The sequence below is a fragment of the Streptomyces sp. NPDC046303 genome, from assembly GCF_055588085.1.
Genome location: NZ_JBVJFA010000022.1, coordinates 104,991 through 131,574, shown reverse-complemented (window position 1 = coordinate 131,574; position 26,584 = coordinate 104,991). Strand labels below are relative to the sequence as shown.

The 26,584-nt window shown below is 73.1% G+C and carries 23 protein-coding genes and 1 tRNA gene; 14 read left to right on the top strand and 10 right to left on the bottom strand.

The window, feature by feature from the left end:
* Positions 1-135: 135 nt before the first annotated feature.
* From ACZ6I1_RS23340 to ACZ6I1_RS23325, 4 genes are all read right to left on the bottom strand, one after another.
* Complete coding sequence (locus ACZ6I1_RS23340) at positions 136-1,419, bottom strand: hypothetical protein (protein WP_469290082.1); 1,284 nt, start codon at positions 1,417-1,419, stop codon at positions 136-138.
* Between the two features lie 211 nt (positions 1,420-1,630).
* Positions 1,631-2,818 carry a S8 family peptidase gene (locus tag ACZ6I1_RS23335; RefSeq protein WP_469290081.1) on the bottom strand — a complete coding sequence of 396 codons (1,188 nt, stop codon included), beginning with the start codon at positions 2,816-2,818 and terminating at the stop codon, positions 1,631-1,633.
* Between the two features lie 96 nt (positions 2,819-2,914).
* Positions 2,915-3,328: a GNAT family N-acetyltransferase gene (locus ACZ6I1_RS23330; protein WP_469290079.1), complete on the bottom strand. Its 414-nt coding sequence runs from the start codon at positions 3,326-3,328 to the stop codon at positions 2,915-2,917.
* Between the two features lie 70 nt (positions 3,329-3,398).
* Complete coding sequence (locus ACZ6I1_RS23325; RefSeq protein ID WP_469290077.1) at positions 3,399-4,106, bottom strand: 4'-phosphopantetheinyl transferase family protein; 708 nt, start codon at positions 4,104-4,106, stop codon at positions 3,399-3,401.
* A gap of 252 nt (positions 4,107-4,358) precedes the next feature.
* On the opposite strand from ACZ6I1_RS23325, the gene ACZ6I1_RS23320 reads away from it, so the two are divergent.
* The 5 genes from ACZ6I1_RS23320 (at position 4,359) to ACZ6I1_RS23300 (ending at position 9,734) form a co-directional block, all read left to right on the top strand.
* Positions 4,359-4,832, top strand: a complete 474-nt coding sequence (locus ACZ6I1_RS23320) for a phospholipase (RefSeq protein ID WP_469290075.1) — start codon at positions 4,359-4,361, stop codon at positions 4,830-4,832.
* A 210-nt stretch (positions 4,833-5,042) separates the two neighbouring features.
* Positions 5,043-6,458, top strand: a complete 1,416-nt coding sequence (locus ACZ6I1_RS23315) for a family 2B encapsulin nanocompartment shell protein (RefSeq protein WP_469290073.1) — start codon at positions 5,043-5,045, stop codon at positions 6,456-6,458.
* A 98-nt stretch (positions 6,459-6,556) separates the two neighbouring features.
* A complete protein-coding gene (locus ACZ6I1_RS23310; protein WP_469290071.1) occupies positions 6,557-7,804 on the top strand; it encodes a family 2 encapsulin nanocompartment cargo protein terpene cyclase in 1,248 nt (415 codons plus the stop codon).
* A gap of 15 nt (positions 7,805-7,819) precedes the next feature.
* Positions 7,820-8,740 (top strand): geranyl diphosphate 2-C-methyltransferase, encoded by a 921-nt coding sequence (locus ACZ6I1_RS23305; RefSeq protein ID WP_469290069.1) that lies wholly within the window; start codon positions 7,820-7,822, stop codon positions 8,738-8,740.
* 184 nt (positions 8,741-8,924) lie between these two features.
* On the top strand, positions 8,925-9,734 hold the full coding sequence (locus ACZ6I1_RS23300) for a bestrophin-like domain (RefSeq protein WP_469290067.1): 810 nt from the start codon (positions 8,925-8,927) through the stop codon (positions 9,732-9,734).
* Positions 9,735-9,855: 121 nt separating this feature from the next.
* Here the strand turns inward: ACZ6I1_RS23300 and ACZ6I1_RS23295 are convergent.
* Positions 9,856-9,928: transfer RNA gene (locus ACZ6I1_RS23295), tRNA-Arg, on the bottom strand.
* Between the two features lie 333 nt (positions 9,929-10,261).
* On the opposite strand from ACZ6I1_RS23295, the gene ACZ6I1_RS23290 reads away from it, so the two are divergent.
* The 5 genes from ACZ6I1_RS23290 (at position 10,262) to ACZ6I1_RS23270 (ending at position 17,184) form a co-directional block, all read left to right on the top strand.
* Entirely contained in the window at positions 10,262-11,872 is a 1,611-nt protein-coding gene (locus tag ACZ6I1_RS23290) for a dynamin family protein (protein ID WP_469290065.1), read from the top strand.
* Between the two features lie 4 nt (positions 11,873-11,876).
* Entirely contained in the window at positions 11,877-13,727 is a 1,851-nt protein-coding gene (locus ACZ6I1_RS23285) for a GTPase (RefSeq protein ID WP_469290063.1), read from the top strand.
* A gap of 99 nt (positions 13,728-13,826) precedes the next feature.
* On the top strand, positions 13,827-14,234 hold the full coding sequence (locus tag ACZ6I1_RS23280) for a single-stranded DNA-binding protein (RefSeq protein ID WP_469290061.1): 408 nt from the start codon (positions 13,827-13,829) through the stop codon (positions 14,232-14,234).
* 266 nt (positions 14,235-14,500) lie between these two features.
* On the top strand, positions 14,501-15,631 hold the full coding sequence (locus ACZ6I1_RS23275) for a thioester domain-containing protein (RefSeq protein ID WP_469290058.1): 1,131 nt from the start codon (positions 14,501-14,503) through the stop codon (positions 15,629-15,631).
* Between the two features lie 71 nt (positions 15,632-15,702).
* Positions 15,703-17,184, top strand: a complete 1,482-nt coding sequence (locus ACZ6I1_RS23270) for a phosphatase PAP2 family protein (RefSeq protein ID WP_469290056.1) — start codon at positions 15,703-15,705, stop codon at positions 17,182-17,184.
* A 26-nt stretch (positions 17,185-17,210) separates the two neighbouring features.
* On the opposite strand, the gene ACZ6I1_RS23265 is transcribed toward ACZ6I1_RS23270, so the two are convergent.
* The gene (locus ACZ6I1_RS23265) at positions 17,211-17,765 is read right to left on the bottom strand and encodes a hypothetical protein (RefSeq protein ID WP_469290055.1); all 555 of its coding nucleotides are present in this window, start codon (positions 17,763-17,765) and stop codon (positions 17,211-17,213) included.
* Between the two features lie 303 nt (positions 17,766-18,068).
* On the opposite strand from ACZ6I1_RS23265, the gene ettA reads away from it, so the two are divergent.
* Genes ettA through ACZ6I1_RS23250 form a run of 3 tightly spaced genes read left to right on the top strand, consistent with a single transcriptional unit; the run spans position 18,069 to position 20,921 of the window.
* On the top strand, positions 18,069-19,733 hold the full coding sequence (gene ettA, locus ACZ6I1_RS23260) for an energy-dependent translational throttle protein EttA (RefSeq protein WP_469290053.1): 1,665 nt from the start codon (positions 18,069-18,071) through the stop codon (positions 19,731-19,733).
* 10 nt (positions 19,734-19,743) lie between these two features.
* The gene (locus tag ACZ6I1_RS23255) at positions 19,744-20,211 is read left to right on the top strand and encodes an acyl-CoA thioesterase (protein ID WP_446587007.1); all 468 of its coding nucleotides are present in this window, start codon (positions 19,744-19,746) and stop codon (positions 20,209-20,211) included.
* Entirely contained in the window at positions 20,208-20,921 is a 714-nt protein-coding gene (locus ACZ6I1_RS23250) for a DUF8010 domain-containing protein (protein ID WP_469290051.1), read from the top strand. Before ACZ6I1_RS23255 ends, ACZ6I1_RS23250 begins: the two co-directional genes overlap by 4 nt.
* A gap of 21 nt (positions 20,922-20,942) precedes the next feature.
* Here the strand turns inward: ACZ6I1_RS23250 and ACZ6I1_RS23245 are convergent, their stop codons facing one another.
* Positions 20,943-21,347, bottom strand: coding sequence for a globin (locus ACZ6I1_RS23245; protein WP_469290049.1), 405 nt, complete (start codon positions 21,345-21,347; stop codon positions 20,943-20,945).
* A 122-nt stretch (positions 21,348-21,469) separates the two neighbouring features.
* Between ACZ6I1_RS23245 and ACZ6I1_RS23240 the strand changes: the two genes are divergently transcribed.
* Positions 21,470-22,471 (top strand): methyltransferase domain-containing protein, encoded by a 1,002-nt coding sequence (locus ACZ6I1_RS23240; protein WP_469290047.1) that lies wholly within the window; start codon positions 21,470-21,472, stop codon positions 22,469-22,471.
* Between the two features lie 12 nt (positions 22,472-22,483).
* On the opposite strand, the gene ACZ6I1_RS23235 is transcribed toward ACZ6I1_RS23240, so the two are convergent.
* From ACZ6I1_RS23235 to ACZ6I1_RS23225, 3 genes are read right to left on the bottom strand one after another with little or no spacing between them, the layout of a single operon-like run.
* Positions 22,484-23,515, bottom strand: coding sequence for an FHA domain-containing protein (locus ACZ6I1_RS23235; protein WP_469290045.1), 1,032 nt, complete (start codon positions 23,513-23,515; stop codon positions 22,484-22,486).
* Positions 23,516-23,529: 14 nt separating this feature from the next.
* Complete coding sequence (locus ACZ6I1_RS23230) at positions 23,530-24,855, bottom strand: vWA domain-containing protein (RefSeq protein WP_469290044.1); 1,326 nt, start codon at positions 24,853-24,855, stop codon at positions 23,530-23,532.
* Between the two features lie 50 nt (positions 24,856-24,905).
* Positions 24,906-26,411, bottom strand: coding sequence for a PP2C family protein-serine/threonine phosphatase (locus ACZ6I1_RS23225; RefSeq protein WP_469290042.1), 1,506 nt, complete (start codon positions 26,409-26,411; stop codon positions 24,906-24,908).
* Between the last annotated feature and the right edge of the window lie 173 nt (positions 26,412-26,584).

Genomic DNA, 26,584 nt, shown 5'->3' with positions numbered 1-26,584 from the left:
GGAAGGGAGAAGTGGGGCGAGGTGTGGGGTGGTGTGGGTGTGGTGCTTTGGTTGTTTCTTTCCTAGATGGAAGACAGAGGTTGCCGTCTCCCCCCCCCCCCCCCCCCCCCCCCACCACCCGGGGACCGTTCCGGGTCAGGCGATGGAGAAGGTGACCACCGACTGGTAGGTGTCGGCGAACATGAACGGCGGGAGCTGGATCATCCCCGCGCCGCCGACGGCGAACTCACCACCGGTCAGCTCCTCCCCGCCGGCGGCCTGGGAGGCCACCTTCATCGGGGTCTCGGAGATCGCGCCGGGCGCGCCCGCGGTGCAGGTGCTCGGGCTGTCCGGGTTGGTCACGGTGCAGGTGGGCTGGATGCCGATCTGCGCCTTCGCCATCGAGTGGCCGGTGGTCTGGTTCAGGAACGGCGTACGGGTCGCCGTCACGTCCCAGCCGAGCGAGCCGCCGCGGAAGTCCTGGACGGTCGCGGCGTTGAAGACGCCGACCACCGACTGGGCCTTGCCGTTGATGGTCACCGCACCGAAGCTGACGGCCGGCTGGCCGTCCTTCGGGCCGAGGGCCAGCGGTCCGGGCAGGACCTCGATGTCGACCGGATTCTTCACGCCCGCCTGCTCCTCGAGGAACACGAAGGCCTTGTACGGGGTGACCGAACCGTCGATCTTGATCGTGTCGGCCTTCTTGGTGATCGTGATGTCGCAGGTGGCGGCGCCCGACGCGGCTGCCGTGCCGGTGCCGGTGTCACCGGTCGCCACACCCCCGAGCAGGGCGGAACAGGTGACGGCGCCGGCCGGGAAGTTGGCGCCGGTGACGACGACGGCGGTGCCCGCCGGGCCGCTGTTGGGCGTCAGCCTGGTGGTGACCGGGTCCTTGGGCAGGGCCTCGACGGCGACCGAGCCGAGGGAGGCGCTGGGACGCGGCGCCGGGGTGCAGGTGGTGGTGAAGACCGAACCGGAGAGGTCCGCGTCGGTCACCGCCAGGTCGAGTGCGACGTCGACCGTGGTGCCCTCGGTGCCGTCGGGGATCTTGATGGTTCCCGAGAAGGCCTTGGGGTCGAGCGGCTGCCCGGCCACGACCGTGACGGTCTCGGGCGGGCTGGTGACCACCTGGGTGGTCGTCCCGACCTTGAGGGTGATCTTGGAGGTGTTCACGGTCGTGACCGAGAAGCCGGGGACCAGCGGACTCGCACCCGGGTCGATCGTGATGGGGACGACGTCGCCGGCCTTGGCGCCGTCGGGCAGCGTGACCGTGAAGTCCTGGTTGCCCGAACCGTCCGGCTGCGGGGCCGGGGCGTCGCAGTTCTCGAACACCGCGGTGGTCTTGGTCGCGGCCTGAGCGGAGCCGGCCAGCCCGACCACACCGCCCGTCAGGGCCAGGGAAAGCGCTCCGGCCCCGGCCAGCACTCTTCGTCTGAGCATTCTCGTACTCACTGGGTCGCGACTCCTTCGTCATGACGAACCCCTCCCCCCACCCGCTGTGTGGGGGAGGCCGAGCCGGTGCGGTGGCCGACATTGACGCGTCGCCGTGATGAGAAGTCAATGACTTGTTTTCGCCGGAAGCACACAGACATTGATGTGCCATCAGAGGCGGTCTGATGGCACATCCGATACCGACTGGTCGGTGGGGCGCTCAGCGCGCGGTCGGGGTGTGGAGCAGGAGGTTGGGGGTGCCTGCGGGGAGTCCGGTGATCCGGTCCGGCACGGCGGCGTGCGTCAGCGCCGCGGCCACCTGCTCCGGGGTCTTGCGCGTGCCGTCGGCGCGGATCAGCGCCGCCACTCCGGCGACGTGCGGGGCGGCCATCGAGGTGCCGGAGGACCGTGCGGTGGCGGTCGTGGAGCCCTTCCAGGCCGAGACCACGGACACGCCGGGCGCCGAGAGGTCCACACAGCGGCCGTGGTTGGAGAACCGCGCGCGCCGGTCCTCGGAGTCGGTCGCGCCGACCGTGACGGCCTGCGGGACGGAGGCCGGTGACCCGGTGCAGGCGTCCTTGGCGTCGTTGCCCGCGGCCACCACGAAAGTGATCCCGGCGGCGACGGCCCGGGAGACCGCCGCCTCGAGGGCGCGGCTGCGGGAGCCGCCCATGCTCATGTTGGCGACGGCCGGGGTGGCGGGGTGCCCGGCGGCGTGCCGCACCATCCACTCGATGCCGCCGACCATGGCCGAAAGCCGCCCTGCGCCGCGGCAGTCGGCCACCTTCACCGAGACGAGGGAGACCCCCTTGGCGACCCCGTACGTCTCCCCGCCCACGGTCGCCGCGACGTGCGTGCCGTGGCCGTTGCAGTCGCCGGAGGTCTGGAGGAACAGCCCGTTGTAGCCGGCCCGGGCGCGGCCGCCGAACTCCCGGTGGCGGGTGTTGATCCCGGTGTCCACGACGTAGACGGTGACGCCGTCGGCCCTGTTCGGGTACGTGTACGAGCCGTCGAGCGGCAGCTCGCGCTGGTCGATCCGGTCCAGCGGCCAGGGGGCCTGCGGCTGTGTGTCGGTGGTGTGGAACACGGCGTCCGGTTCCACCGAGGCCACCCGGGGGTCGGCGGCCAGGACCGCGGCCCGGGCCTCGGTGGTGCGGACGGCGAAGCCGTTCAGGGCGGTGTCGTAGACGGCCGTGACCTCGTCGCCGGCGTCCGCCGCCTCGGCGGCCAGGGCGCGGGCCGGTGCCCGGGAGGCGGTGTCCTTGAGGACGACGACGTAAGGGGCGGTCCGGGCAGTAGTGGCGCCGGAGGGCGCCGGCGGCAGGGCGGTGGCCGTGGCGGCGGTGGCGAGGAGGGCGGCGGCCGGGAGGAAGGCGGCGGTCGGGAGGAGGGTGGCGAATGCGGTCATGTGGCCGATGCTGGGCGAACGCCGGCGGGGGCGCGCGGAGGGTGCGCCGAGTGGGCGCACGACACGCCGCCGCGCGGGCGACGGCACCCGAGTCGGCTACGGAGTGAGCGGCCAGCCGCGCATGGCGAAGACGCCCTCGTCGCGGGCTCCGGCGGACGCGTAGGTGGCGAGGGCCGCCTCGTTGTCGGTGTCGACGCCCACCCACATGCCGTAGCAGCCGCGGGCCTTGGCCTCGTCGGCGAGCGCGAGGGTCAGGGCGCGGCCGATCCCGCGGCGGCGGTACCCCTCGTCGACGGAGAGCTCGTACAGGCACATCTCGGTGCCCTTGTCCGGGTGGGTCATCTCGACGCCGGAGACCATGGCGGCGGGCACGCCGTCCACGTAGGCGATGAGCATCAGATGACCCGGCGCGGCGAGGAACCGCTCGGCCCAGTCGCCGCGGGCGGGCCCGTCGAAGAGGGACTCGGCGGCGGTGAGCTCGGCGGTGGTGCGGGCCCGGCGGATGTCCATGGCGGTCACCCTAATGCGGCGGGGTGCCGTGCCGGGGGCCGCGACCCGGTGAACTTTTCCGGCCGCAGCGCTACGGGGTGCCGTCCCGTACGGCCAGGGCCGCCGCGTACCCCTCGGGGGCGGGGAGGTCGCACAGGATCAGGCCCTGGACGGGGGCCGGGGCCGGCGCGGAGCCCACGTACGGGTCGGTCAGCCCGAGGGCGAGGCCCGTGCCGTCGGTCTTGAGGCAGGCCTCCTTGCGGCACCACACGCGGGCCAGCGCGCGCCGCCGGTCCGCCTCGGGCAGGGCGTTCAGCTCGGCGATCTCCGCCGGGTGCAGCAGCGGCAGTACGTCGGCCAGGGCCTCCGCGCTCGGCGTCTCCTCCACGTCGATGCCGACCGGCACCGCGGCGAAGGCCAGGTAGGCCACGTCGCCGCTGTGGGAGAGCGAGAAGTGGATCGGGCCGCCCGCCACGGCGGGCCGGCCGTGCGGGCCTCCGCAGCACGGGCAGGTCTCGCGGACCAGGGTGACCTCGTGCGGGGCCAGGCCCAGGTAGTCGCCGAGCAGGACGCGCAGGCCCAGGTGCGAGGCGAGGTACCGGTGCCGGTCGGCCGGCCTCAGGAGCCGTTCGGCGCGCTCCCGTTCGGCCGCGTCCAGTACCGCCTCGGCCCCGGCGACCGGGCGGCCGCCGACCGCCTCCCGCAGGGTGTTCAGGGACCACACGGCCACGGCCGCTCCCTCAGGTGGCGGGCCGGTCCGCGGTGCGCCGTCGCCGAGCTCGTTCAGGTGGTCGATCACCTGACCGAGGGTAGACGAGGCGGATCCGGCTGCCGGGCGCCGGATGTCCTCGTCGATCACGAGGGGGGAGTACGGGGAGGGGGACGGTTCCTGCGCAGCGCCGCCGTCGCGGCGAACGGTGACCGGATCCGCTGGGCCGTGGCGCGGCAGTAACCACCCGGCGTCCGGGGGAGTTGGCGTTGGCCGAGGGCGACCTGCCTGCCCCGCCCCGTTCTCGCCCCGCTCCGCCCCGTTCCCGCCCCGAGGAATGCCATGCGCCGTCGTGCCGTCCGCCGTATCGTCCCTGCTCTCGCATCGGCGGCCGCAGCCGCGGTGCTCGCCCTCGCGCCGGCCGCCTCTGCGGCGCCCGGGGTCCCGGCCGACAAGCCGCAGGTGCTGAGCCGTTGGACACAAGCCGACGCCGCCAGCTACGCGGCATGGGCCGAGGCGCGCGAGAACCCGTCCGCCTGGGCCCCGTACGGCTTCGACTGGTCGACGGACCACTGCACCGGCTCCCCGGACAACCCGTTCGGCTTCCCCTTCCGACTGGCCTGCGCGCGGCACGACTTCGGCTACCGCAACCACCGGGCGGCCGGGCTGTTCGAGGCCGCCAAACCCCGCCTCGACGACGCCTTCCACGCGGATCTGAGGAGGGTCTGCGCACGGTACTCCGGCGCCCGGCGGGGCTCTTGCGACAGCACCGCGTGGTTGTACTACCAGGCCGTCAGGATCGTGGAGATCTCGTAGAGAAGACGGGCAAACCTCGTGCTGCGAAAGATCACTGCATCGAGGTAATACGTGCGGGTGCCACCGGCGTTGTCGTGCCGACGGGCGAAACCGGTGGGTACTGTTCCCCCGGATCTGGACGGATTCCCGGATGTTCGCCGTCTTTCTTCCTCTTTCACCGGTAACGCGCACGTACGCCGATCGCCATCCCCACGAAGGAGAGCTCGCCCGATGACCGTTGACACCAGCCCGGAAGCGCAGCTGGAGCCCCCCCAGCAGTCCAGCCTGAGCACGGCGGCTGCCCGCAACCTTGCCACCACGACCAAGTCCGCCCCGCAGATGCAGGAGATCACCTCCCGCTGGCTGCTGCGGATGCTCCCCTGGGTGGAAACCAAGGGCGGCACCTACCGGGTGAACCGCCGACTGAGCTACACCATGGGCGACGGACACATCGAGTTCATCCAGGACGGTGCCCACGTCCGGGTGATCCCCCGCGAACTCGGCGAACTGGCCCTGCTGCGCGGCTTCGACGACGAAGAGGTGCTGACCGCGCTCGCCGGCCGCTGCGTCCAACGCGACTTCCGTGCGGGCGAGGTACTGGTCGAGCGCGGTACCCCCGCCGATCAGATCCACCTGATCGCCCACGGCCGGATCAGCCAGACCACCGTCGGCAAGTACGGCGACGAGGTCTCCGTCGCCGTGCTCGCGGACGGCGACCGGTTCGGTGAGAACGCCCTCCTGGACGCCGACGCCCAGTGGGACTACACCGCCACCGCCGAGACCGCCGGCACCCTGCTGACCCTCTCCCGCACCGAGTTCGCCGCCGTGCTGTCCTCGGCGCCGCGCCTCCAGGCCCACGTCCAGCAGTTCAGCTCGCTTCCCCTCCAGCGGCAGAACCGTCACGGCGAGGCCGAGATCGCCATGTCGGCCGGCCACACCGGCGAACCCGAACTGCCCGGCGCCTTCGTCGACTACGAACTCAACCCGCGCGAGTACGAGCTCTCCGTCGCCCAAACCGTCCTGCGGGTCCACACGAGGGTCGCCGACCTCTACAACGGGCCGCACAACCAGACCGAGGAGCAGCTCAGGCTCACCATCGAGGCGCTGCGCGAGCGCCAGGAGCACGAGCTGATCAACAACCGGGAGTTCGGCCTCCTCCACAACGCCGACTTCAAGCAGCGGATCCAGACCCACTCCGGCCCGCCCACCCCGGACGACCTCGACGAGCTGCTCTGCCGCCGCCGGGGCTCGAAGTTCTTCTTCGCCCACCCCAAGACGATCGCGGCGATCGGGCGGGAGTTCAACGCCCGCGGGCTGTACCCGGATCACGTCGACGTCGGCGGGCAGCAGGTCCCGGCCTGGCGCGGGGTCCCGATCCTGCCGTGCAACAAGATCCCCATCACCAAGGAGAACACCAGCTCGATCCTCGTCATGCGCACCGGCGAGGACAACCAGGGCGTCATCGGCCTGCGTCAGACCGGTCTGCCGGAGGAATACGAGCCCGGCCTGTCGGTGCGCTTCATGGGCATCGACGAAAGGTCGATCATCTCCTACCTGGTCAGCACCTACTACTCCGCCGCCATCCTGGTGCCCGACGCGCTCGGCGTGCTGGAGAACGTGCAGATCGCCCGCAGGCGCTGCGACTAGCGGACCTGCCCGGGGGTCACGACAGCCCGGACCTTCCCGGGCCGGCCGAGCGTGCCCGGGATCCGGGACAGCCCACTCACCTCACCAAGGAGTTACGGATGCCCGATCCTGGGCTTTCCCCTCTGCACTCGAGCCTGCCCGCCCCCGCGGTCCCCTTCGGAGCCCGCGCCCTCTCCGTCGCCCCTGCCGAGGCGCCGGCCCCGCAGCCGAGCGCTGCCCTGGAGCGGATCCTGCGCGGCCCCAGCGGTCTGGGCACGGCGAGCCTGCACCTGGCCCGCAGCGAGGAGCCGCCGACGCCTCCGGCGCCCGGGGCGCCTGAGGCAGCCGGGGCGCCTGAGGCAGCGGGGGCGCCGGTGGCGCCGACGGCGGGACATCCGATCCCGGGTCTCTACTACCACCCCGTGCCGGAACCCGATCCGGCACGGGTGGAGGAGGTCGGCCGCAGGATCAAGGCCTGGGCACTGGACGAGGTCGAGCTGTACCCCGAGGAATGGGAGGACCAGTTCGACGGCTTCCTGGTCGGGCGCTACATGGTGGCCTGCCATCCGGACGCCCCGACCATCGAGCACCTGATGATCGCCACGCGGCTGATGGTCGCCGAGAACGCGGTCGACGACTGCTACTGCGAGGACCACGGGGGCTCGCCGATCGGCCTCGGCGGACGTCTTCTGCTGGCCCACACCGCCCTCGACCCCTTCCACACGACGAAGGAGTACCAGCCGCAGTGGGGGGAGTCGCTGCACGCGGACGCGCCGCGGCGCGCCTACCGCTCCGCGATGGAGTACTTCGTCCGGCAGTCCACCGCCTCCCAAGCCGACCGGTACCGGCACGACATGGCCCGTCTGCACATGGGGTACCTCGCCGAGGCCGCCTGGGCCCAGACGGACCACGTCCCCGAGGTGTGGGAGTACCTGGCGATGCGCCAGTTCAACAACTTCCGCCCCTGCCCCACCATCACCGACACCGTCGGCGGCTACGAACTGCCGGCGGACCTGCATGCCCAGCCCGCCATGCAGAAGGTCATCGCGCTCGCCGGGAACGCCACGACCATCGTCAACGACCTGTACTCGTACACCAAGGAACTCGCCAGCCCCGGCCGGCACCTCAACCTGCCCGTGGTGATCGCGGAACGCGAGGGCCTCTCCGACCGCGAGGCCTACCTGAAGGCGGTCGAGGTCCACAACGACCTCATGCACGAGTTCGAGGCCGCGGCCGCCGACCTGGCCGTCACCTGCCCCGTCCCGAGCGTGCTGCGCTTCCTGCGGGGAGTGGCCGTGTGGGTCGACGGCAACCACTACTGGCACCAGACCAATACCTACCGCTACAGCCTGCCCGACTTCTGGTAAGGATGGGACTTATCCGTGACTAGCACCGATCTCACCACCACCACCACCTCTTCCTCCTCTTCCTCCTCCTCCGCTGCCGCCGGTACTTCCGTGCTCATTCCCACCCCGGCGACGGCCTACCAGGGGGACATCGCCCGCTACTGGGACCACGAGGCCCGGCCCGTGAACCTGCGCCTCGGCGACGTCGACGGTCTCTACCACCACCACTACGGCATCGGCGACGTCGACCACGCCGCCCTCGGCGACGCCGACGACAGCGCCTACGAGAAGAGGCTGATCGCCGAACTCCACCGCCTGGAGTCGGCGCAGGCCGAAGTCCTCCTCGACCACCTCGGCCGCATCGAGCGCGACGCCACCCTCGTGGACGCGGGCTGCGGGCGCGGCGGTTCGATGGTCATGGCCCACCAGCGCTTCGGATGCAAGGTCGAGGGCGTCACCTTGTCGGCGAAGCAGGCCGACTTCGCCAACGGGCGTGCCCGCGAACTCGGCATCGAGGACCACGTCCACGCCCGCGTCTGCAACATGCTGAGCACGCCCTTCGAGACCGGGCGGGCCGCGGCCTCGTGGAACAACGAGTCGAGCATGTACGTCGACCTGCACGACCTGTTCGCCGAGCACTCCCGCATCCTCGCGGTCGGCGGCCGCTACGTGACGATCACCGGCTGCTGGAACCCGCGTTACGGCCAGCCCTCGAAGTGGGTCTCCCAGATCAACGCGCACTTCGAGTGCAACATCCACTCCCGCCGGGAGTACCTGCGCGCCATGGCCGACAACCGGCTCGTACCGCAGGCCGTCATCGACCTGACTCCCGACACCCTGCCCTACTGGGAGCTGCGGGCCACGTCCTCCCTGGTCACCGGTATCGAAGAGGCGTTCATCAACTCGTACAAGGACGGCTCCTTCCAGTACGTCCTGATCGCGGCCGACCGCATCTGACCACACCGGCCGTCGGCCGGGCGGCCGAACGGGCCGGGCCCGTCACGCGACGGACCCGGCCCCGGTCCCGGGGCCACATGGAGCACACCGCACCCGGCCCGCCTCGCCGGAGGCGGCGCGGCATGGTGGGCTGGAGCGCGGGGGGTCCGGTAAGACCACCGACCTCCACCCCGGGGGCCCGCACATGGTTACGATCATCACCGTCGCGGCCATGGCCGCCGCCCTCGCCGCCGGCCTGGTCGCCAACCACCACCGGCGCCGACGGCCGCCGCAGGACGGCGAAGAGGCGTCCGTCAGCGACCTGATCAGCCCCCTGGAAACGCTCGCCGTCCTCCTGGTGGCCTTCGTCATCGTCGTGGCCGCCGAGTCGTTCGGCACCGCCAGTCAGGCCGTGGGGGCCGAGGCCCACCGGGTCGACCAGCTCTACGAGGTGGCCGACTACGCCCCGGAGCCCCAACGGGAACGGATGCACGCCGACGCCGTCTGCTACGCGCGCGCCATCCTGGCGTACGAGTGGCCGCAGATGGACAAGAACGGCCAGAAGGCCCCCGAGGCCTCCGTCTGGTCCTCGGACTTCCGCCGGCACTTCAAGGAGCTGGCCCACAAGGGCGACCACACGTTCGAGCTCCTGGTCGAGGCCGACGACGAGCGTTCCATAGCCCGCCAGACCCGGCTGTCCGAGGCGGCCCCGGCGATCCCGCCCATCGTCTACTGGTTCATGGTCACCGCACTCGCCGCGACGATCGGGGCCTTCGCCTTCGGCCTGCCCCTCAAGCGCGGCCCCTCGCACCTCGTGCTGCTGTCCGTCCTGGCCGCCCTGTTCACCGGCTCCCTGCTCCTCATCGCCGACATCGACCGGCCGTTCTCCGGGCACATCCGCATCTCCAACGGGGCCATGGCGGACACGGTCGGCGACATCGGAGAGGACTTCGCCCAGGACCACCCGGACCGCCCCCTTCCGTGCGACGCCCGGGGCACCCGTACGGGGACATAGGCGTCAACCGCACGCCGGGCGTGTCGCCCCGCCGGACGCCGGTGCGGACGGGGGGCCGCGTAGGCGCTGACCCGCAGAAAAGCCCTCCGCGGAGGGAGGGCTCGGGGTGGTGCGGAAAGAGTGCCCCCGGCAGGACTCGAACCTGCGGCCAAGTGCTTAGAAGGCACCTGCTCTATCCACTGAGCTACGGGGGCCGGAAGGTGGCCTTGGTGGGCCTGGAGCCCCTGGTGGGGGTGGGGCTTCGGGTCCGTGCCGGGTCAAGGATAGGGCTCCGGTCGCCTTGTCCCGGTTGCTTCACTCGCGTGCCACGATGTGGAGGTTCGGTGAAGCGGTCCCGATAATCGCAGGCAGGTGCGATTCTCGCATCGCTTTTGCGCCGCGGCGCCGTGGGTGTTGTGCACTCGTTATGCCTGCGCCCCACTCGTCCTCCGTGTCCAGGATGTCCCACTGGATTCGCGGTCGGCGCGCAGAGGACGTATAAGCTTCAAAAATGGTCCTAAATTGGGCATTCTTCGCATGTGGTGACCTTGGATGTTCGGCCTCAGCTGCTCGATGCCCTGTCCGCCCTGCGCGACCGGGTCGCGTCCGTGCGTCTGCCGCTGCCCCTGCCCGGCGCTCCGCGCGCCCGCCAGACCAGAGCCGAGCTGCTCGCGCAGCTCGACGACTACCTGGTACCCCGGCTGAAGGCGCCCGAGGCGCCGATGCTCGCCGTCGTCGGCGGGTCCACCGGAGCCGGTAAGTCCACCCTCGTCAACTCCCTCGTCGGACGACAGGTCAGCGAGGCCGGGGTACTGCGCCCCACCACGCGCACCCCGGTCCTTGTCTGCCATCCGGATGATCATCACTGGTTCGCCGGAATGCGGGTGCTGCCCGATCTCATGCGCGTCTGGGTGCCGCACGGGGAGGACGAGCCCGCCCCCGCCTCCCGCGGCCGCGACCGGAGCCCCGGACGCGGGCACGCCACCCGCGAGATGCGGATCGAGACCGTCTCCACCCTGCCCCGCGGACTCGCCATCCTCGACGCCCCCGACATCGACTCCCTCGTGGTCGAGAACCGGACCCTGGCCGCCGAACTCATCTGCGCCGCCGACGTCTGGGTGATGGTCACCACCGCCTCGCGGTACGCCGACGCCGTCCCCTGGCACCTGCTGCGCACCGCCAAGCAGTACAAGGCCACCCTCGTCACCGTCCTGGACCGGGTCCCGCACCAGGTGCTCGCCGAGGTCTCCCGCCAGTACGGGGCCCTGCTCACCCGGGCCGGACTGGGCGACGTACCGCGCTTCACGGTGCCCGAACTCCCCGAGTCGGCGGGCGGCGGCGGGCTGCTCCCGGCCAGCGCCGTCGCTCCGCTGTTCGCCTGGCTCGCCCACCACGCGCAGGACCCCGCCGCCCGGCAGTACGCCGTCGGCCGCACCGCGCTCGGCGCGCTGGACTCCCTCAACCGGCGGATGCCCGAACTCGCTTCCGCCGTCGCCGCGCAGCACGCCGCCGCCGTACGGCTGACCTCGGCCGTGGAGGACGCGTACAAGCGGGAGGGCAGGCGGGTCCGCAACCGCCTCGACCAGGGGGCCGTACTGGCCGGGGACGCGCTGACCCGGTGGCGCGGCTACCCCCTCGACACGAGCGCCGACGAACTCCTCGACTCGCTCGCCGAATCCCTCGCCGCGCTGCTCCAGTGCGCCGTCGCCGCCGCCGACGAGCGGATCGCCGACGCCTGGCGGCGCGAGCCGGCCGCCGGCGCCGTGCCCCTGCCCACGCCCGACAGGGAGGCGGGGGAACGCATCGGCATGGCCGTACGGCGCTGGCGGCGCGTACTGGAGGAACTCGCCGAGGACGAGGTCGCCGCCCTCGACCGGCAGCCCGCACCCGACCCGGACGCCGTCGCGGCCCTGCTCGTCGCCGCCCTCCTCGGCGGCAAGCGGGCCCGGCCCGCCGGGGAGAAGCTCGCCGAGCGGATCGGGGCCCAGGCCGCGCTGCGGCTGCGCGACCGGGGCGCGGAGCTGGTCGGCGACCACCTCGACCAGGTGCTGCGCGCCGAACGCGATCGCCGGCTCGCCCCGCTGGAGGCCCTCGAAGTGACCCCGGAACCACAGGCCGAACTGATTGCCGCGCTGTCCCTACTGCAGAAGGAGAGGTGACGCGGTGACTTCCCTGGCCGACCGCACCGAGGACCGCTGGGACGACGGACTCATCGCGCGCTCGCGGCCCGAGCCCGCCGAGCCCGCCGCGGACGACGGCGACGGGGCCGGCGAGGGCGACGAAGGCGACGAGGCGCTCGTACGGGCCGTTTCCGGGGCCGGCAGCGATGGCGGCAAGTCGGCCGCACCCCCGCTCAGCCCCGAGGGCCAGGCCCTGCGCCTGCGCCTCGACGCGCTGCGCCAGCTGGTCGGACTGTCCCGGACCAGGCTCGACGGCAAGACCCTGGCCGAGGCCGGACGGGTCCTCGACGAGGCGGCCGCGCGGCGCGGGCTGTCCCCGCAGCACACCGTCGTCGCGATCGCCGGAGCCACCGGAAGCGGCAAGTCCACGCTCTTCAATTCACTCGCGGGAGTGCAGATTTCCGAGACGGGGCTGCGCCGCCCCACCACCGCCGCCCCCATCGCCTGCAGCTGGTCGGACGGCGCGGCGGGACTGCTGGACCGGCTGGAGATCCCCGGACGGCTGCGGCGCCGGCCCCGCGAGACCTCGGAGGCCGAGGCGCTGCGCGGGATGGTCCTCGTCGACCTGCCCGACCTGGACTCGGCGGTCGGCGCGCACCGCGACCACGTGGACCGCGTGCTGGCGCTCGTCGACGCGGTGGTGTGGGTGGTGGATCCGGAGAAGTACGCGGACGCGGTGCTGCACGAGCGGTACCTGCGGCCGCTGGCCGGTCACGCCGAGGTGACCTTCGTCGTCCTCAACCAGGTGGACCGGCTGCCCGGGGACGCCGCCGACCTCGTCCTGGACGACCTGCGCCGGCTCCTCGACGAGGACGGCATCGCCCTCGGCGAGTACGACGAACCCGGCGCCACGGTGCTGGGCCTGTCCGCGCTGACCGGCGAGGGCGTCGGGGAACTGCGCGAGCTGCTGGCCCAGTTCACCCAGGAGAAGGGCGCGGCGACCCGGCGGATCTCCGCCGACGTCGACCGGGCGGCCGTGCGCCTGCGCCCGCTGTACGTCGCCGACGGGCACTCCGGGCCGGAGATCGGGGAGCAGGCGCGCGCCGAGTTCGAGGACCGGCTGGCCGAGGCGGTCGGGGCGTACGCGGCCGGGCTCGCGGCCGAGCGTGCCTGGCGGCGCAACGCCGGAAAGGCCTGCGGGACGCCGTGGCTGCGGCTGTGGCGGTGGTACGAGGGCCGCCGCGCCCCGCGCACGCTGTCGGGGCTGGCCGCCCTCGCGGCGATCGGCGGCCGGGGCGCGCCGGTCGTGGAGGCGCCGGTCGAGGCGGAGGTGACCGCGCGTCAGCGCGTGGAGCAGGCGGTACGGGCGGTCGCCGACGAGGCGGTCACCGGGCTGCCCGAACCCTGGGCGCAGGCGGTACGGGAGACGGCGGTCCGCGGCGCCGAACACCTGCCGGAGGCCCTGGACGAGATCGCGGTGACCCTGGGGGCGGCGGTCGCGGTGCCGAGCGCCAAGCCGCCGCGCCCCACGTGGTGGCCGGCGGCGGTGCTGGCGCAGGCGGCGATGACGCTGCTCCAGATCTACGGCGGGCTGTGGCTGCTGGGGCAGATCATCGGGATCCTGGATCCGCAGCTGCTGCCGCCGGTGCTCCTGATGGTGGCGGGCATCGTCGGCGGGCCGCTGGTGGAGTGGGCCTGCTCGATCGCGGCGCGCGGCCCGGCGCGCAGGTACGGGCAGGACGCGGAGCGCAGGCTGCGGCAGGCGGCCGCCGGGTGCGGGCGGGCCAGGGTGCTGGAGCCGGTCGCGGCGGAACTGCTGCGCTACCGGGAGGTGCGCGAGCAGTACGCGGCCGTCGCCGCAGGGGGGACGAAGTTGTCCACAACCCGTCAGTAGTCCACAGGCCGGAGCGCGTGTCGGCGGCCGGCCCCAGCATGGTGCGTACCTCGTGCGGATGGTCCGTACGGGCGGGCATCGCGGGGGAGGGCGACCGGGATGAACGACACCCTGGTGACGCTGGTGGGGTACGTGGCCACGCAGATCGACTACAAGGAGACGCCGAACGGGCGGTCGGCGAGGTTCCGGTTCGCCGTGACGCCGCGGTACTTCGACCGGCGCAAGGAGGCCTGGGCCGACGGGGCCACGAGCTTCTACACCGTGTGGGCGCGGCGCACGCTGGCGGTGAACCTGGCCGGTTCCGTGTCGGTGGGCGAACCGCTCGTGGTGCACGGGCGGCTGCGGGTGCGGGAGGACCCACCCGACGGGGCGGGGCACCGGTGGGTCTCGGCCGAGATCGACGCGACGGCCATCGGACACGATCTGAACCGGGGGACGGCCGCGTTCCGCCGGATCGTCAAGATCGACACCCCGCTGATGGACACTCAGAAGGCGGCGGTGGTCTGAGTGTTCACGGCGGTTAGGATTCCCCGGTACTCACGGGCACCTGGGTCTTTGGCCCGAAGGGGAAGACTGTGTCGATTGCCGTTCCCGCATCCTCCGCTCCTGATTCCACTCCCGCTTCCACTCCTGCTTCCGTTCCTCATCCGGTTCCGTATCCGGTTCCTCGTTCCGTTCCGCATCCGGCGCCGCGTTCCGTTCCTCGTCCCGCCCCGAACGCCGCTGCCTCGCCCGCCGCGGCCGTACGGGGCTCCGCGCGGCGTCCGCTGGCCGTGGCCCTGCTGGCCGCGGCCCTCACCGCCGCCCCCGGAGCCCGGGCGGCCGCCGACTCCGGCACGGCGGTGCCCCGGGCGCCTGAGGGCGCGAGCGCCGTGCTGGACGGGCTGAAGACGTACGGGCAGGCGGTCCTCCACTCGGGGGACGGGTCCGTGCGGCACATCCCGGCCGGGCTCTACGAGATGCGGGTCGACGGCGGCGGGATGCTCCAGACGTACGGGGTCGGCGTCGAGGGCCACGCACAGCCCCAGTCCCGGTACACGGAGAGCGGCTGGAGCGGCAGCCCGCTGGCCGGCAAGCGGGAGGCGGGCCGGATCCGCTGGGTCCTGGAGCACTCCTACCCCCAGCTCAACGATCTGGCGGGGCTGGCCGAGGCGGCCGGCGCCGGCTCGCTGACCGCGGAGAGCGCGGCGGCGGGGACCCAGGTGGCGATCTGGCGGCTGGCGGAAGGAGCCCGGGTCGAAGCCGCCGACCCGGCGGCGGAGAAGCTCGCCGACTACCTGCAACGGGAGGCCGGGCAGCTGCCCGAGCCGCCGGCCTCGCTCGGGCTGGACCCGGGCGGCGTGTCCGGGCCGGTCGGCACCCGGCTCGGCCCGGTGACCGTGCGGACCGGCGCGCGGAGCGTGTCCGTGGTCCCGGACGCGGCGGCCGTCGCGATGGGAGTGCGGGTGGTGGACGCCGAGGGGCGGCCGCTGGGATCCGCTGCCAACGGCACCCGGCTCTACTTCGAGGTGCCCGTGGGCACGCCCGACGGCACGGCCTCGGTCACCGTCCACGGCGCGACGAAGGTTCCCGTCGGGCGGGTCTTCACCAGCGGGGTGCCGGCCCAGGCGCAGATCGTGGCGGGTTCCAGCGAGTCGGCGGCCGCCGCCACGGCCACGGCGGTCTGGCCGGAGCCCCCGGCAGTCCAGGCCGTCACCGCGGAGGCGGGGCAGCAGACGGGCATCCAGCCCGCAGGCCAGATCGCGCAGACCACGCCGGATTCCCCGGACGAGGAGCGGCTGGCCTCCAGCGGCAGCTCGGCGGCCACCCCGGTCATCGCCTCCCTGGCGGTGGGGCTGGTGGTCCTGGGCGGCCTGGTGGTCCTCCTGCTCCGCAAGCGCCCCCTGGACGAGGAGGAGCACTAGTCGGTCTGTCCGTGGCCGGAGGCAGGACGGCCGGGTCGGTTCCGGTGCGGGGCTCGGGGTAGGGGCAGACCATGGCCGATCAAGAGTTGACCTGGCGCGGCGCGGTCGCGCGGTGGGACCGGGAGTTGTTCGACGTGGTGGCCCGGCGACACTGGCCGGGGGCCGACCGGGTGCTGCCCAGACTGGGGCGGGCCGCGAACCACGGGGTGCTGTGGGGCGTGGCCGCCGGCGCGCTCGTCGCGTTCGGATCCGCCCGGGCCCGCAAGGCCGCCCTGCGCGGGGCCGCCTCGCTGGCGCTGGCCTCCGCCACCATCAACACCGTCGGCAAATGGTCCGTACGCCGTCCGCGGCCGCTGCTGGACGGAGTACCCGCCGTGCGGCAGCTCGCGACGCAGCCGCAGACGACCTCCTTCCCGTCCGGGCACGCGGCGTCGGCCTTCGCCTTCACCGCAGGGCTGGCGCTGGAGTCCCCGGGCTGGGCCGCCGCGCTGGCCCCGGTGGCCGCCTCCGTGGCCTTCTCCCGGGTGTACACCGGGGTCCACTACCCCTCGGACGTGCTCGCCGGCGCGGCGCTCGGCGTGGCCGCGGGCCTCGTCGTGGACCGGCTGGCCCGCGACGCGAAGGAGGCCAGGATCGTCCCGGGTGCCGAGCGGCCCGCCGCCGGCGTGCCCGCGCTGCCCGACGGGGCCGGGCTCACCGTGGTGGTCAACACCACGTCCGGCACGGCCGCGGCCGCGCGCCTCGACCTGCTGCGCGACCGGCTCCCCCGGGCCGAGGTGATCGAGTGCGGGGGCCAGGAGCTCGCCGACGCACTGGAATCGGCGGCCTCCCGCGCCACCGTCCTCGGGGTCTGCGGCGGCGACGGCACCGTCAACGCGGCCGCCACCGCAGCCCTGCGCGCCGGGCTGCCGCTGGCCGTCTTCCCCGGCGGCAGCCTCAACCACTTCGCGATGGACCTCGGCCTCGGCGGAACCGAGGACACCTGCCGCGCCGTGGCCGAAGGTCATGCCGTCCACATCGGCGTGGGCCGTTTCACCCCCGGACCGGAGGGCGGCCGGCCTGGTTATTTCCTGAACAACTTCAGCATCGGCGCCTACCCGGAGCTGCTGCGCCACCGCCTGCGCTGGGCCCCGCGCATCGGCGGCGGCCCCGCCGCCCTGGTGGCGGCCTGGCGGGTACTGCGCGCCGAGCGCCCGGTGCGGCTGCGCCCGGCCGGGCGGCCCCGGAGCGTCTGGCTGCTCTTCGCGGGCAACGGCACCTACCACGGGACCGGCCCCACCCCCCGCCGCCGCGACAACCTGGGCGAGGGCCTGCTCGACGTACGGCTCGTCCACGGCGGCGGCCGCCCCGGCCCCCGCCTGCTCGCCGCCGCCCTGGCGGGACCGCTGACCCGCTCCCCGGTCCACGTGGCTACCCGCCTGCGCAGCCTGCGGATCGAGGACATCCCGCCCGGTACCCCGTTCGCGTACGACGGCGAGTACGCGCAGGCCCCGCCCGCCCTGGTCCTCGACTCCCTCCCCGACGCCCTGACCGTCTACCGCCCGCACACGTGACGGCGCCCCGCCAGGGGCCGCGACGGTCAGGGGGCGATCGCGGGGTGCCCGGCCGAATCGAGCCCCACGCCGAGATCGGCGCGCATCACGCCGCGCATCCGCTCCCACTGCTCCCACAGGCCGACGAAGTCCGTCCGTATGTCGTCGAACGAACCATCCGGATCAGGAGTGCCTTCTTCCAGGCACATGATCCGGCGGTAGGTCTCCGACAGGGTCTTCGTCATCGCGTCCAGCTCGACCAGGACGCCGGCGGAGGCGATCATCTGGGCCTCGGCGAACGCGGAGTGGTGGTCGCGCCGGGCTTCCTCGAGCACCTCCCGGGCCTCTGGCGTGACGGCGTCCTTGCGGACGTTCCACAAGAAGTTCAGCAGATGGGTCCGGTAGCGCCGGAGCGCTGCGTTCACGTTCATGTAGGCCTCGCGCCGGCGGGCCAGTTCGGCCACGTCCTGCTCACGGTGCCATTGCGCTTCCGCCACCCGCTGCTGCCGCTCGAACTGGTCCGCCTGGAGCCGGGCCATCATGCGCTGCGACAGGACGGATGCGATGAGGGTGCCCGTCACGCCCACGACGGCGGTGGCCAACCCGATGAGTGTGCTTCCCAACTGAACCCCCCGGTTGATCGTGCAGGTCACTGCAGGTCACTGCAGGTCACTTGCAGGTCACGTCAGCGGAATCCTGCCCGTGGCGGGGCGGCGGGGCGAGTGCCTTTCCGGCACGGCGGCGCCGCCTGCCGCGCCGGATCCGCCCCACGGGCTCAGCACCTGTCGCCGGCCCCCGCCACAGGCCCCTGGCCAGGGGCGCTGACCTACCCATTCGCCCGCAGGTATGGACGGCTGGCAAGATGGGGTGTATCTGCCCACCATCGATCTGCCGGACGGTTTCTCTTGGCTGAGTTCATCTACACCATGCGCAAGACGCGCAAGGCGCACGGCGACAAGGTGATTCTCGATGACGTCTTCTTGAACTTCCTGCCGGGCGCGAAGATCGGTGTGGTCGGCCCGAACGGCGCCGGTAAGTCCACCGTTCTGAAGATCATGGCGGGCCTGGAGCAGCCGTCCAACGGTGACGCCTTCCTGTCGCCCGGCTACACGGTCGGCATCCTCATGCAGGAGCCGAAGCTCGACGAGTCCAAGACCGTACTGGAGAACGTCCAGGACGGCGCCGCCGAGATCATGAGCAAGCTCAAGCGCTTCAACGAGGTCGCCGAGGAAATGGCGACCGACTACACCGACGCGCTCATGGACGAGATGGGCAAGCTCCAGGAGGTCCTGGACCACGCCAACGCCTGGGACCTCGACGCCCAGCTGGAGCAGGCCATGGACGCCCTGGGCTGCCCGCCCGGCGACTGGCCCGTCACCAACCTCTCCGGTGGCGAGAAGCGCCGCGTGGCGCTGTGCAAGCTGCTGATCGAGGCCCCGGACCTGCTCCTCCTCGACGAGCCCACCAACCACCTCGACGCCGAGTCGGTGAACTGGCTGGAGCAGCACCTTTCGCAGTACAAGGGCGCCGTCGTGGCCGTGACCCACGACCGGTACTTCCTGAACAACGTCGCCGAGTGGATCCTCGAGCTCGACCGCGGCCGTGCGCACCCGTACGAGGGCAACTACTCCACCTACCTGGAGAAGAAGGCCCAGCGCCTCAAGGTCGAGGGCCGCAAGGACGAGAAGCGCCAGAAGCGCCTCAAGGAAGAGCTGGAGTGGGTGCGGTCCAACGCCAAGGGGCGTCAGACCAAGTCCAAGGCCCGTCTCGCCCGCTACGAGGAGATGGCGGCCGAGGCCGACAAGATGCGGAAGCTGGACTTCGAGGAGATCCAGATCCCGCCGGGCCCGCGTCTGGGCTCGATCGTGGTCGAGGTCAACAACCTCTCCAAGGCGTTCGGCGACAAGGTCCTCATCGACGACCTGTCGTTCACGCTGCCGCGCAACGGCATCGTGGGCATCATCGGCCCGAACGGCGCCGGCAAGACCACGCTCTTCAAGATGATCCAGGGCCTGGAGACGCCGGACTCCGGCGCCATCAAGGTCGGCGACACCGTCAAGATCAGCTACGTCGACCAGACGCGCGCCAACATCGACCCCAAGAAGACCCTCTGGGCGGTCGTGTCGGACGAGCTGGACTACATCAACGTGGGCCAGGTCGAGATGCCGTCCCGCGCGTACGTCAGCGCCTTCGGCTTCAAGGGCCCGGACCAGCAGAAGCCGGCCGGCGTCCTGTCCGGTGGTGAGCGCAACCGCCTCAACCTGGCGCTGACGCTCAAGGAGGGCGGCAACCTGCTGCTCCTCGACGAGCCCACCAACGACCTCGACGTCGAGACCCTGTCCTCGCTCGAGAACGCGCTCCTCGAGTTCCCCGGTGCGGCCGTGGTCATCTCCCACGACCGCTGGTTCCTCGACCGGGTCGCCACGCACATCCTGGCGTACGAGGGCGAGTCGAAGTGGTACTGGTTCGAGGGCAACTTCGAGTCGTACGAGAAGAACAAGATCGAGCGTCTCGGCCCGGACGCGGCCCGTCCGCACCGTGCCACCTACAAGAAGCTCACCCGAGGCTGAGGCCCGCACGATGGCAAGACACCACTACCGGTGCCCCCTGCGCTGGTCGGACATGGACTCCTTCGGCCACGTGAACAACGTGGTCTTCCTCCGCTACCTGGAGGAGGCGAGGATCGACTTCATGTTCCGGCTGGCGCCGGGGGAGGGCAGCGAGTCCTTCACGGGCGGGTCCGTCGTGGCCCGTCACGAGATCGACTACAAGCTGCCCCTCGTGCACCGTCACGAGCCGGTGCTCATCGAGTCCTGGGTGACCCGGATAGGCGCCGCGTCCCTGACCATCGGCTACGAGGTCAAGGACGAGGCGACCGAGGACGCGCCCGAGAAGGTCTACGTGCGCGCCTCGACGGTGGTCGTGCCCTACAACCTCGCCGAGGGGCGGCCCCGCCGCATCACGGCCGAGGAGAAGCACTTCCTGCAGAAGTACCTCGACGAGCCGGGCACGCCGGCGGCCGGCTCGGAAGGACGCCTCGCGGCATGAACGAACGGCTGCACTTCGCCGACTCCGGGGAGGCGGCGGACCTCGCCGCCTTCCTGGGCCGGCTCGTGCACTACGACCGCGCCGCGGCCGTCCGGCTCCAGGCCGGCGGCGGCGCGGTCGCCGTCTTCGGGCGGCCGCCGTCCTTCGAGGTCCTGGCCATCCGCACGGTGCGGCTCGCCACCCCGCTGGCCACCCCGCTCGACCTGACCGTCTCGGCCGGGGAGTTCCTGGAATCGGTGGACGAGGCCGCCGCCGAGGCCACCGTGCCCGCGCCGGTCACCGGCCCGCCCTGGGCCGGGGTGCTCCCGCCCCGCGGTGGCTGGCGGCAGCTGCCCGGGCTGCCCGGGTCCGAGGAGATGCGGGCGGCCGTGGCGGGCGCCGTCGCCGAGTTCCGCGCCCGTGACGAGGCGCTGCCCGCGCAGCACCGGACGCGCTCCGAGCGCGACCGCATCGGCCGTGAGATCTGGTCCCGCACGCTGGGCGACACCGAGCTTCCGCTGCGCGCCGTGCACGCCGCGCAGTCCCTGGGCTTCCTGCGGCCCGTACGGTCCCCCGTGCCCGCCGCCGCCCCCGCGCCCCAGGACCCCGACCCGGTGGCCCTGCTCGCCGCCGGGAGCTGGCTGCGCCTGCGCACCCCGTACGGCTCCGTGGCCTTGCGCCGCCCCGGCAACACCGCCGGCCTGGGCGCCCTCCAGGTCCGGCCGGTCTGAGCCCGCGGCTGCCCTGCCTGCCTAGCCCGCCGTGTTGATCATCGACGCGGCGGCGTAGGTCAGGTACTTCCACAGCTGGGCCTCGTGCTCCGGGGCCAGACCCAGCTCGTCCACCGCGACCCTCATATGGCGCAGCCAGGCGTCGTGCGCCGCCGCGTCCACCTGGAACGGGGCGTGCCGCATCCGCAGCCGCGGATGTCCTCGGTGCTCGCTGTAGGTGGTCGGGCCGCCCCAGTACTGCATCAGGAACAGCGTGAACCGCTCCTCGGCCGGACCCAGGTCTTCCTCCGGGTACATCGGGCGCAGCAGCGGGTCCTCCGCGACCCCCTGGTAGAAGCGCCGGACGAGACGGCGGAAGGTCTCCTCGCCGCCCACCTGCTCGTAAAAGGTCTGCTCCTGAAGCGTGCCCCGCGGAATCTCATTCACCCGACCATCGTCTCAGACGCCCGGACGGAGGACCGGGGTCCTAGGACCCTCCACGGGACCGCCCCCATTCACCGCATTCACCCGCATTCGCCCCCGGGGGCCGGCAGCAGGACAGTGGAGGCATGGGTGCACACACCGCACGCACCACCGGGGTGCGGGATCTGCGCGAGACCGCGCACGCCGCCCAGGTGCGGGAGCTGACCGCCGCCGGGGTACTGGAGGATCCTGCCTGGCGGGCGGCCTTCGCCGCCGTGCCGCGGCACGTCTTCGTCCCCTATTTCTGGACCGGCCGCGGAGCCGGCCACGAGCGCCTCTGGGCGCAGGACCCCGATCCCGAGCAGCGGGCCCGCTGGCTGCGCGGGGTCTATGCCGACACCCCGCTCGCGACCCGGCTGCGCGACGGCCAACTGGTCTCCTCCAGCAGCCAGCCCTCCCTGATGGCGAAGATGCTCCACGCGCTGGAGGTGCGCGACGGCGACAACGTGCTGGAGATCGGCGCCGGCACCGGATACAACGCGGCCCTGCTCTGCCACCGGCTCGGCGACGACCTCGTCACCACCGTGGACCTGGACGAGGAGATCACCGAGTCCGCGCGGACGCACCTGGCCGAGCTCGGCTACCACCCGGTGGTGGTCACCGGGGACGGGGCGCGCGGCTGCCCCGCGCGGGCCCCGTTCGACCGGATCCTGGTGACGTGCACGCTGCCGATGGTGCCGCACGCCTGGACGGCCCAGTGCCGGCCCGGGGCACGGATCCTGGCCCCGCTGTCCACAGGGCTGATCGCCCTCACGGTCCGCGACGCCGACTTCGCCGAGGGCCGCTTCCTGCACACCCCGGCGTACTTCGTCCCGCTGCGCGGGGCCACGGCGGCGCCGCCGCGGGATCCGGCCGCCGGGGTGGCGCACGGGCTCCCGTACGAACTGGTGGAGAACGAGCGCTTCCAGTTCATGCTCGTGCTGACGGACGGGGTCCTGCACCCGCGGGAGGCCCTGGACCTGTGGCGACGCGAGGACCGGCCGGCCCGCGAGCGCTTCGGGGTCACCGTCAGCGGCGACGGCCAGTGGGCGTGGCTCGACGACCCCCAGGGCCCGTACGTCTGGCCTCTGGGGGACACCCGCGACTGAACCGCGAACCGGCTAGCCCCGGCGGACGGTGATCGTGGTCCAGGCGCCGACGTGCACGCGGTCGCCGTCGGCGAGCGGGACCGGGACGAAGGGCTGGATCGGCTCCTCGCCGCCGTTGATCGTGGTGCCGTTGGTGGAGTTCTGGTCCACCACCGCCCAGCTGAGGTCGGGCTGCTGGACCAGGACCGCGTGCTGGTGGGAGACACCCGGGTCCTCCGGGGGCACCGACAGGTCGATGTCGGGGGACTCGCCCGTGGAGGCGCGGCGGCGGCCGATGGTGATCTGGCTGCCGACGAGCGGCAGGTGCTGCTCCGGGGAGTACGCGGGCAGGTTGAGCCCGGCCGCCTCGGGGCCGCTGCGCTGCATCATCGCCGTGAAGTACGAGCGGTCGGGGCCGATCGTCGCGGTCCAGGAGCCGCCCTGCGGCGCGAAGGACTGGTGCTGCTGCTGGGGCTGCTGCTGAGGCGGCTGGTACTGCTGCGGGGGCTGGTGCTGGTACTCCTGCTGGTACTCCTGCTGGTACTCGCGCTGGGGCGGCGGGGGCTGCTGCTGGTACTGCGGCTGCGGCTGCGGCTCGTGCGCCGGAGGCGGCAGCAGCCAGTCGTCCTCGCGCTGGAGCGGCTCGGCCGGCCGGTTGACCCGGGAGGGCCGCGAGCCCTGGTACTCGAAGTGGTCCTGGGCGTACACGGGCGGCGGAGGCGAGGCGGGGGGCGCGGGGGCGGCCCCCGCGGACCCTGCTGCACCGGCGTCCGGGGCGCTCGGCGTGTACGAAGTCGCCGTGCGCGTCAGGAAGTTGTACCGGCACTCCTCACAGAACGGGGCCATGGCCTCGCGCGGGGTACGGCACTGCGGGCAGAGCTCGGCCTGGGCCGTCGGCTCACCGGTGGTCGGGGGGTAGCCGTAGCCGTAGGAAGGCGCCGCAGGGGGGCCTCCGGGGGCAGCCATGCGGTGGCCGCAGACCTCGCACCAGTCGTCGGAGGCGGACTGGTGCCCGTTCGGGCAGGTCGGCATGGCGGCGCTTCCCCCTTCTTCTCCCTGCGTCATCGCGTCAGGTCTTCTCAGGTCTTCTTCACTCGGACGGTCTGCGTCGAACGCGTTTCAAGAGTCATCTCGTCGGCGTCGGCGACCTTCGCTTTCAGCCGCACAGTACCCGCCGCGGCGTCCACGACGTCCACCACCTTCGCCAGGAGCTTCGCGGTGTCGGCGTTTCCCGAGGCGCTCGCCAGCTGCACGGCGCGCCCGAGCTTGGCCGTGGCCCCGCCCACATCGCCCAGTTTGCGGGCTTCCAGGCCCTGCTGGATAGCCTGCGCGAGCTCTGCCTGACCGGTGTAGTGCGCGACCTGCGGGTTGATGGCGGTGGAAGCGGCCAGATCGTCCGTCCACACGGCCCGCACCAGCCCCTGGGCGAGGACGGCGGCCGGCTCGCCCGCCGCTCCCGGCAGGACGAGCGAGGCGCGGGCGGCCAGCATCTCCTGGCCCACGCCGGCACTCGGGACGCGGACGCACACGTGGTACTCGCGGGACTCGTCGCCCCAGGAGCCCGTCGGGTAGTCGCCGGCGCGCGGGCCGGCCTCGCTGCGGCGGGCGGTCAGGTCCTGGACGGCGGGCGCGACCTGCTTGACGTACTGGATCTCCGCCCCGACCGGGGTCCACAGGCGCAGGGCGACGTCCGCGACCTCCTTGCCCATGACGTTCTCCATCATGCGCGTGAAGTCCTCGGCGAGGTGGGCCGGGTCGGCCACGATGTCGGCGGAGCCGAGCAGCGCGCTCGCGATGCCGGTGACCTCCTTGACCTCCCAGTCGGTGCCCACCCCGCGGGCGTCGCAGGTGAAGCGGCCCGCGCAGGCGTCGAGGGCGGCGCGCAGCCGGGCCGGGTCCTCGTGTTCGTTGCGGCCGTCGGTGAGCAGGATGCCGTGCCGTATGGCGGCCGGGGACTGCCGCAGCAGCCCGTCGGCCAGCCACAGCCAGGTGCCGATGGCGGTGCCGCCGCCGGAGCTGAGCCCGCGCAGGGCCTCCTTGGCCTGGGCGCGGGTCACCGGGTCGGCGACGGCGAGGCGGCCCTGGCCCGGATACACCTCCTTGGCCGTGTGCGTGCCGGCGATCACGGCGAACGAGGTGCCGTCGCGCAGGGTGTCGACGGCCGCCGCCGTGGCCTCGCGGGCGCCGCGCATCTTCTCCGGCGGGTACTCCATGGAGCCCGAGCAGTCGACCATGATCACGACGGCTGCCGCGCCCCGGGCGGCCGGCACGCGGGTCGCGGTGGCCCCGCCGGTGGAGGTGACCGTGACGATGGCGTGGACGTCCCGCCCGCCCTGCGGGAGGAACTCGTTCTGGTACACCTCCACGCTGAAGCGCGGGGCGCTGGGCTTGGCGAAGTTCGCCATCGATGAGGCTCCTCAGGGCTCGGACAGGCGAGTCGGGAGGGTCGGGCGGGTCAGGCCCGGGGAGACGCTTCCGCTTCCGGTTCCGCTTCCGGGGCCTGCTCCGGTCCCGGTCCCGGTCCCGGTCCGGGGTCCGGTTCGGGCTGGGCGGCGAACGGCACGACGGCGACGGTGACGTTGTCGTGGCCGCCGCCGTCCAGGGCGTGCCCCACCAGGACCTGCGCACTGTGCAGGGGTCTGACGGCGGCGTCCGGCGGCAGCACCTGGGCCATGTCCCGGGCGGCCTCCGCGTAGTTCCACAGGCCGTCGGTGCAGACGACGACCACGCCTGGGTGGTCCGGCTTGAAGACGGCGGTGTGCGGTTCGAGGTCGTACGCGTCGGCCCCGAGCCAGCCGGTGATGGCGTGGGCCCGGGCGTCGGCGTAGGCCTCGGCCTCGCCCATCAGCCCGGCCGCGACCATCTGCGCGGCCCAGGAGTCGTCCTCGGTGAGCCGGCGGGGCAGGGCGGTCCGGTCGTCCGGGACCCAGTAGGCACGGCTGTCGCCCACCCAGCCGATGGTGAGCAGGCCGCCGCTGACCACGGCGCCGACCAGGGTGCAGGCGGGGGCGTTCTGCGCGCCGGGCACCTGCGGGGCCAGCGCGTTGACCGCCGCCGCGGCGGCCAGGATCGCCTCGTGCATGGCCTCCTGGGGGCGGGCGCCGCGGGGGAGCGCGTCGAGCAGTGACTCGTTGGCCGCGGCGGCCGCCGCGGCCGATGCCTCGTCGGGGCGGCTCGCGGAGGAGACGCCGTCGCAGACGATGGCCACGGTGGCGGCGGAGCCGTCGGGCAGGGCGGTGGCCGCGACCGCGAACGCGTCCTCGTTGCGGTGGTGGCGCAGCCCCCGGTCGCTGACGGCGGCCACGCTGCCGAGCTCCTCCTCCAGGTGGTCGCGCTCCCGCGGCTGGGCGTGCCCGCAGTGCTCGCAGTAGCCGTCGGTGTCGACGTACCCGGTCCGGCAGGCGACGCAGGTCTTCCCGCCGGTCCCCTGCGGGGCCCCGGCCGGGGCGGCGTGCTCGGGGCCGGGGGTCTCGTACGGGGCTTCGCCCGTGCCCCAGGGGGTTCCCTCCGGCGGGGTGCCGGCACCGGCGGGCTGGTCGTACCGGGTCTGCGGGCCGTCGGCCCCGGCGCCGTACGGGTGTTCCGCCGCGGCGCCCCACGGGGTTCCCTCGGCAGGAGTGGCGGAGCCGTGCGGGTCCTCGTGGCCGGCGGCCGCGTACGGGGCTCCGGCCGAGCGCGGCTGCGGCTCAGGGCCGGGCTCGGGATCAGGCTCGGGATCCGGCTCGGGCTCCGGCTCCGCCTCCGGCCCGGATTCCGCCGGGGCGAGCGCCCGGCCGGCGGGGTCGTCGACCAGGGTCGGCGCGGCCGTCGCGCTGCTGCCCCAGCCGGGTGCGGGCGCGGCTGCGCCGTAGCCCGGGGAGGAGCCGCTCGGCGGTGCCGTCGGGAGGGAGACGGTCGGATGGTCCGTCTCCGGTGCGGGGCGTCCTGCCCCGGACTCCGTCCGGGAGGACCCCCACGGCACGGAGGTTTCGCTTCCGAGCGGAGGCGGGGGCGGGGCCGGATGACCGCCGGCCGGGGCAGTGGGGAGAACCGGAGCGGCAGCGGAGACGGCGTAGCCGCAGACGCCGCAGAAACGGTCACCCTCCTCGAGGGGTTCCGCGCAGCTGGGGCAGCCCGACAGCCGATGCATCGACA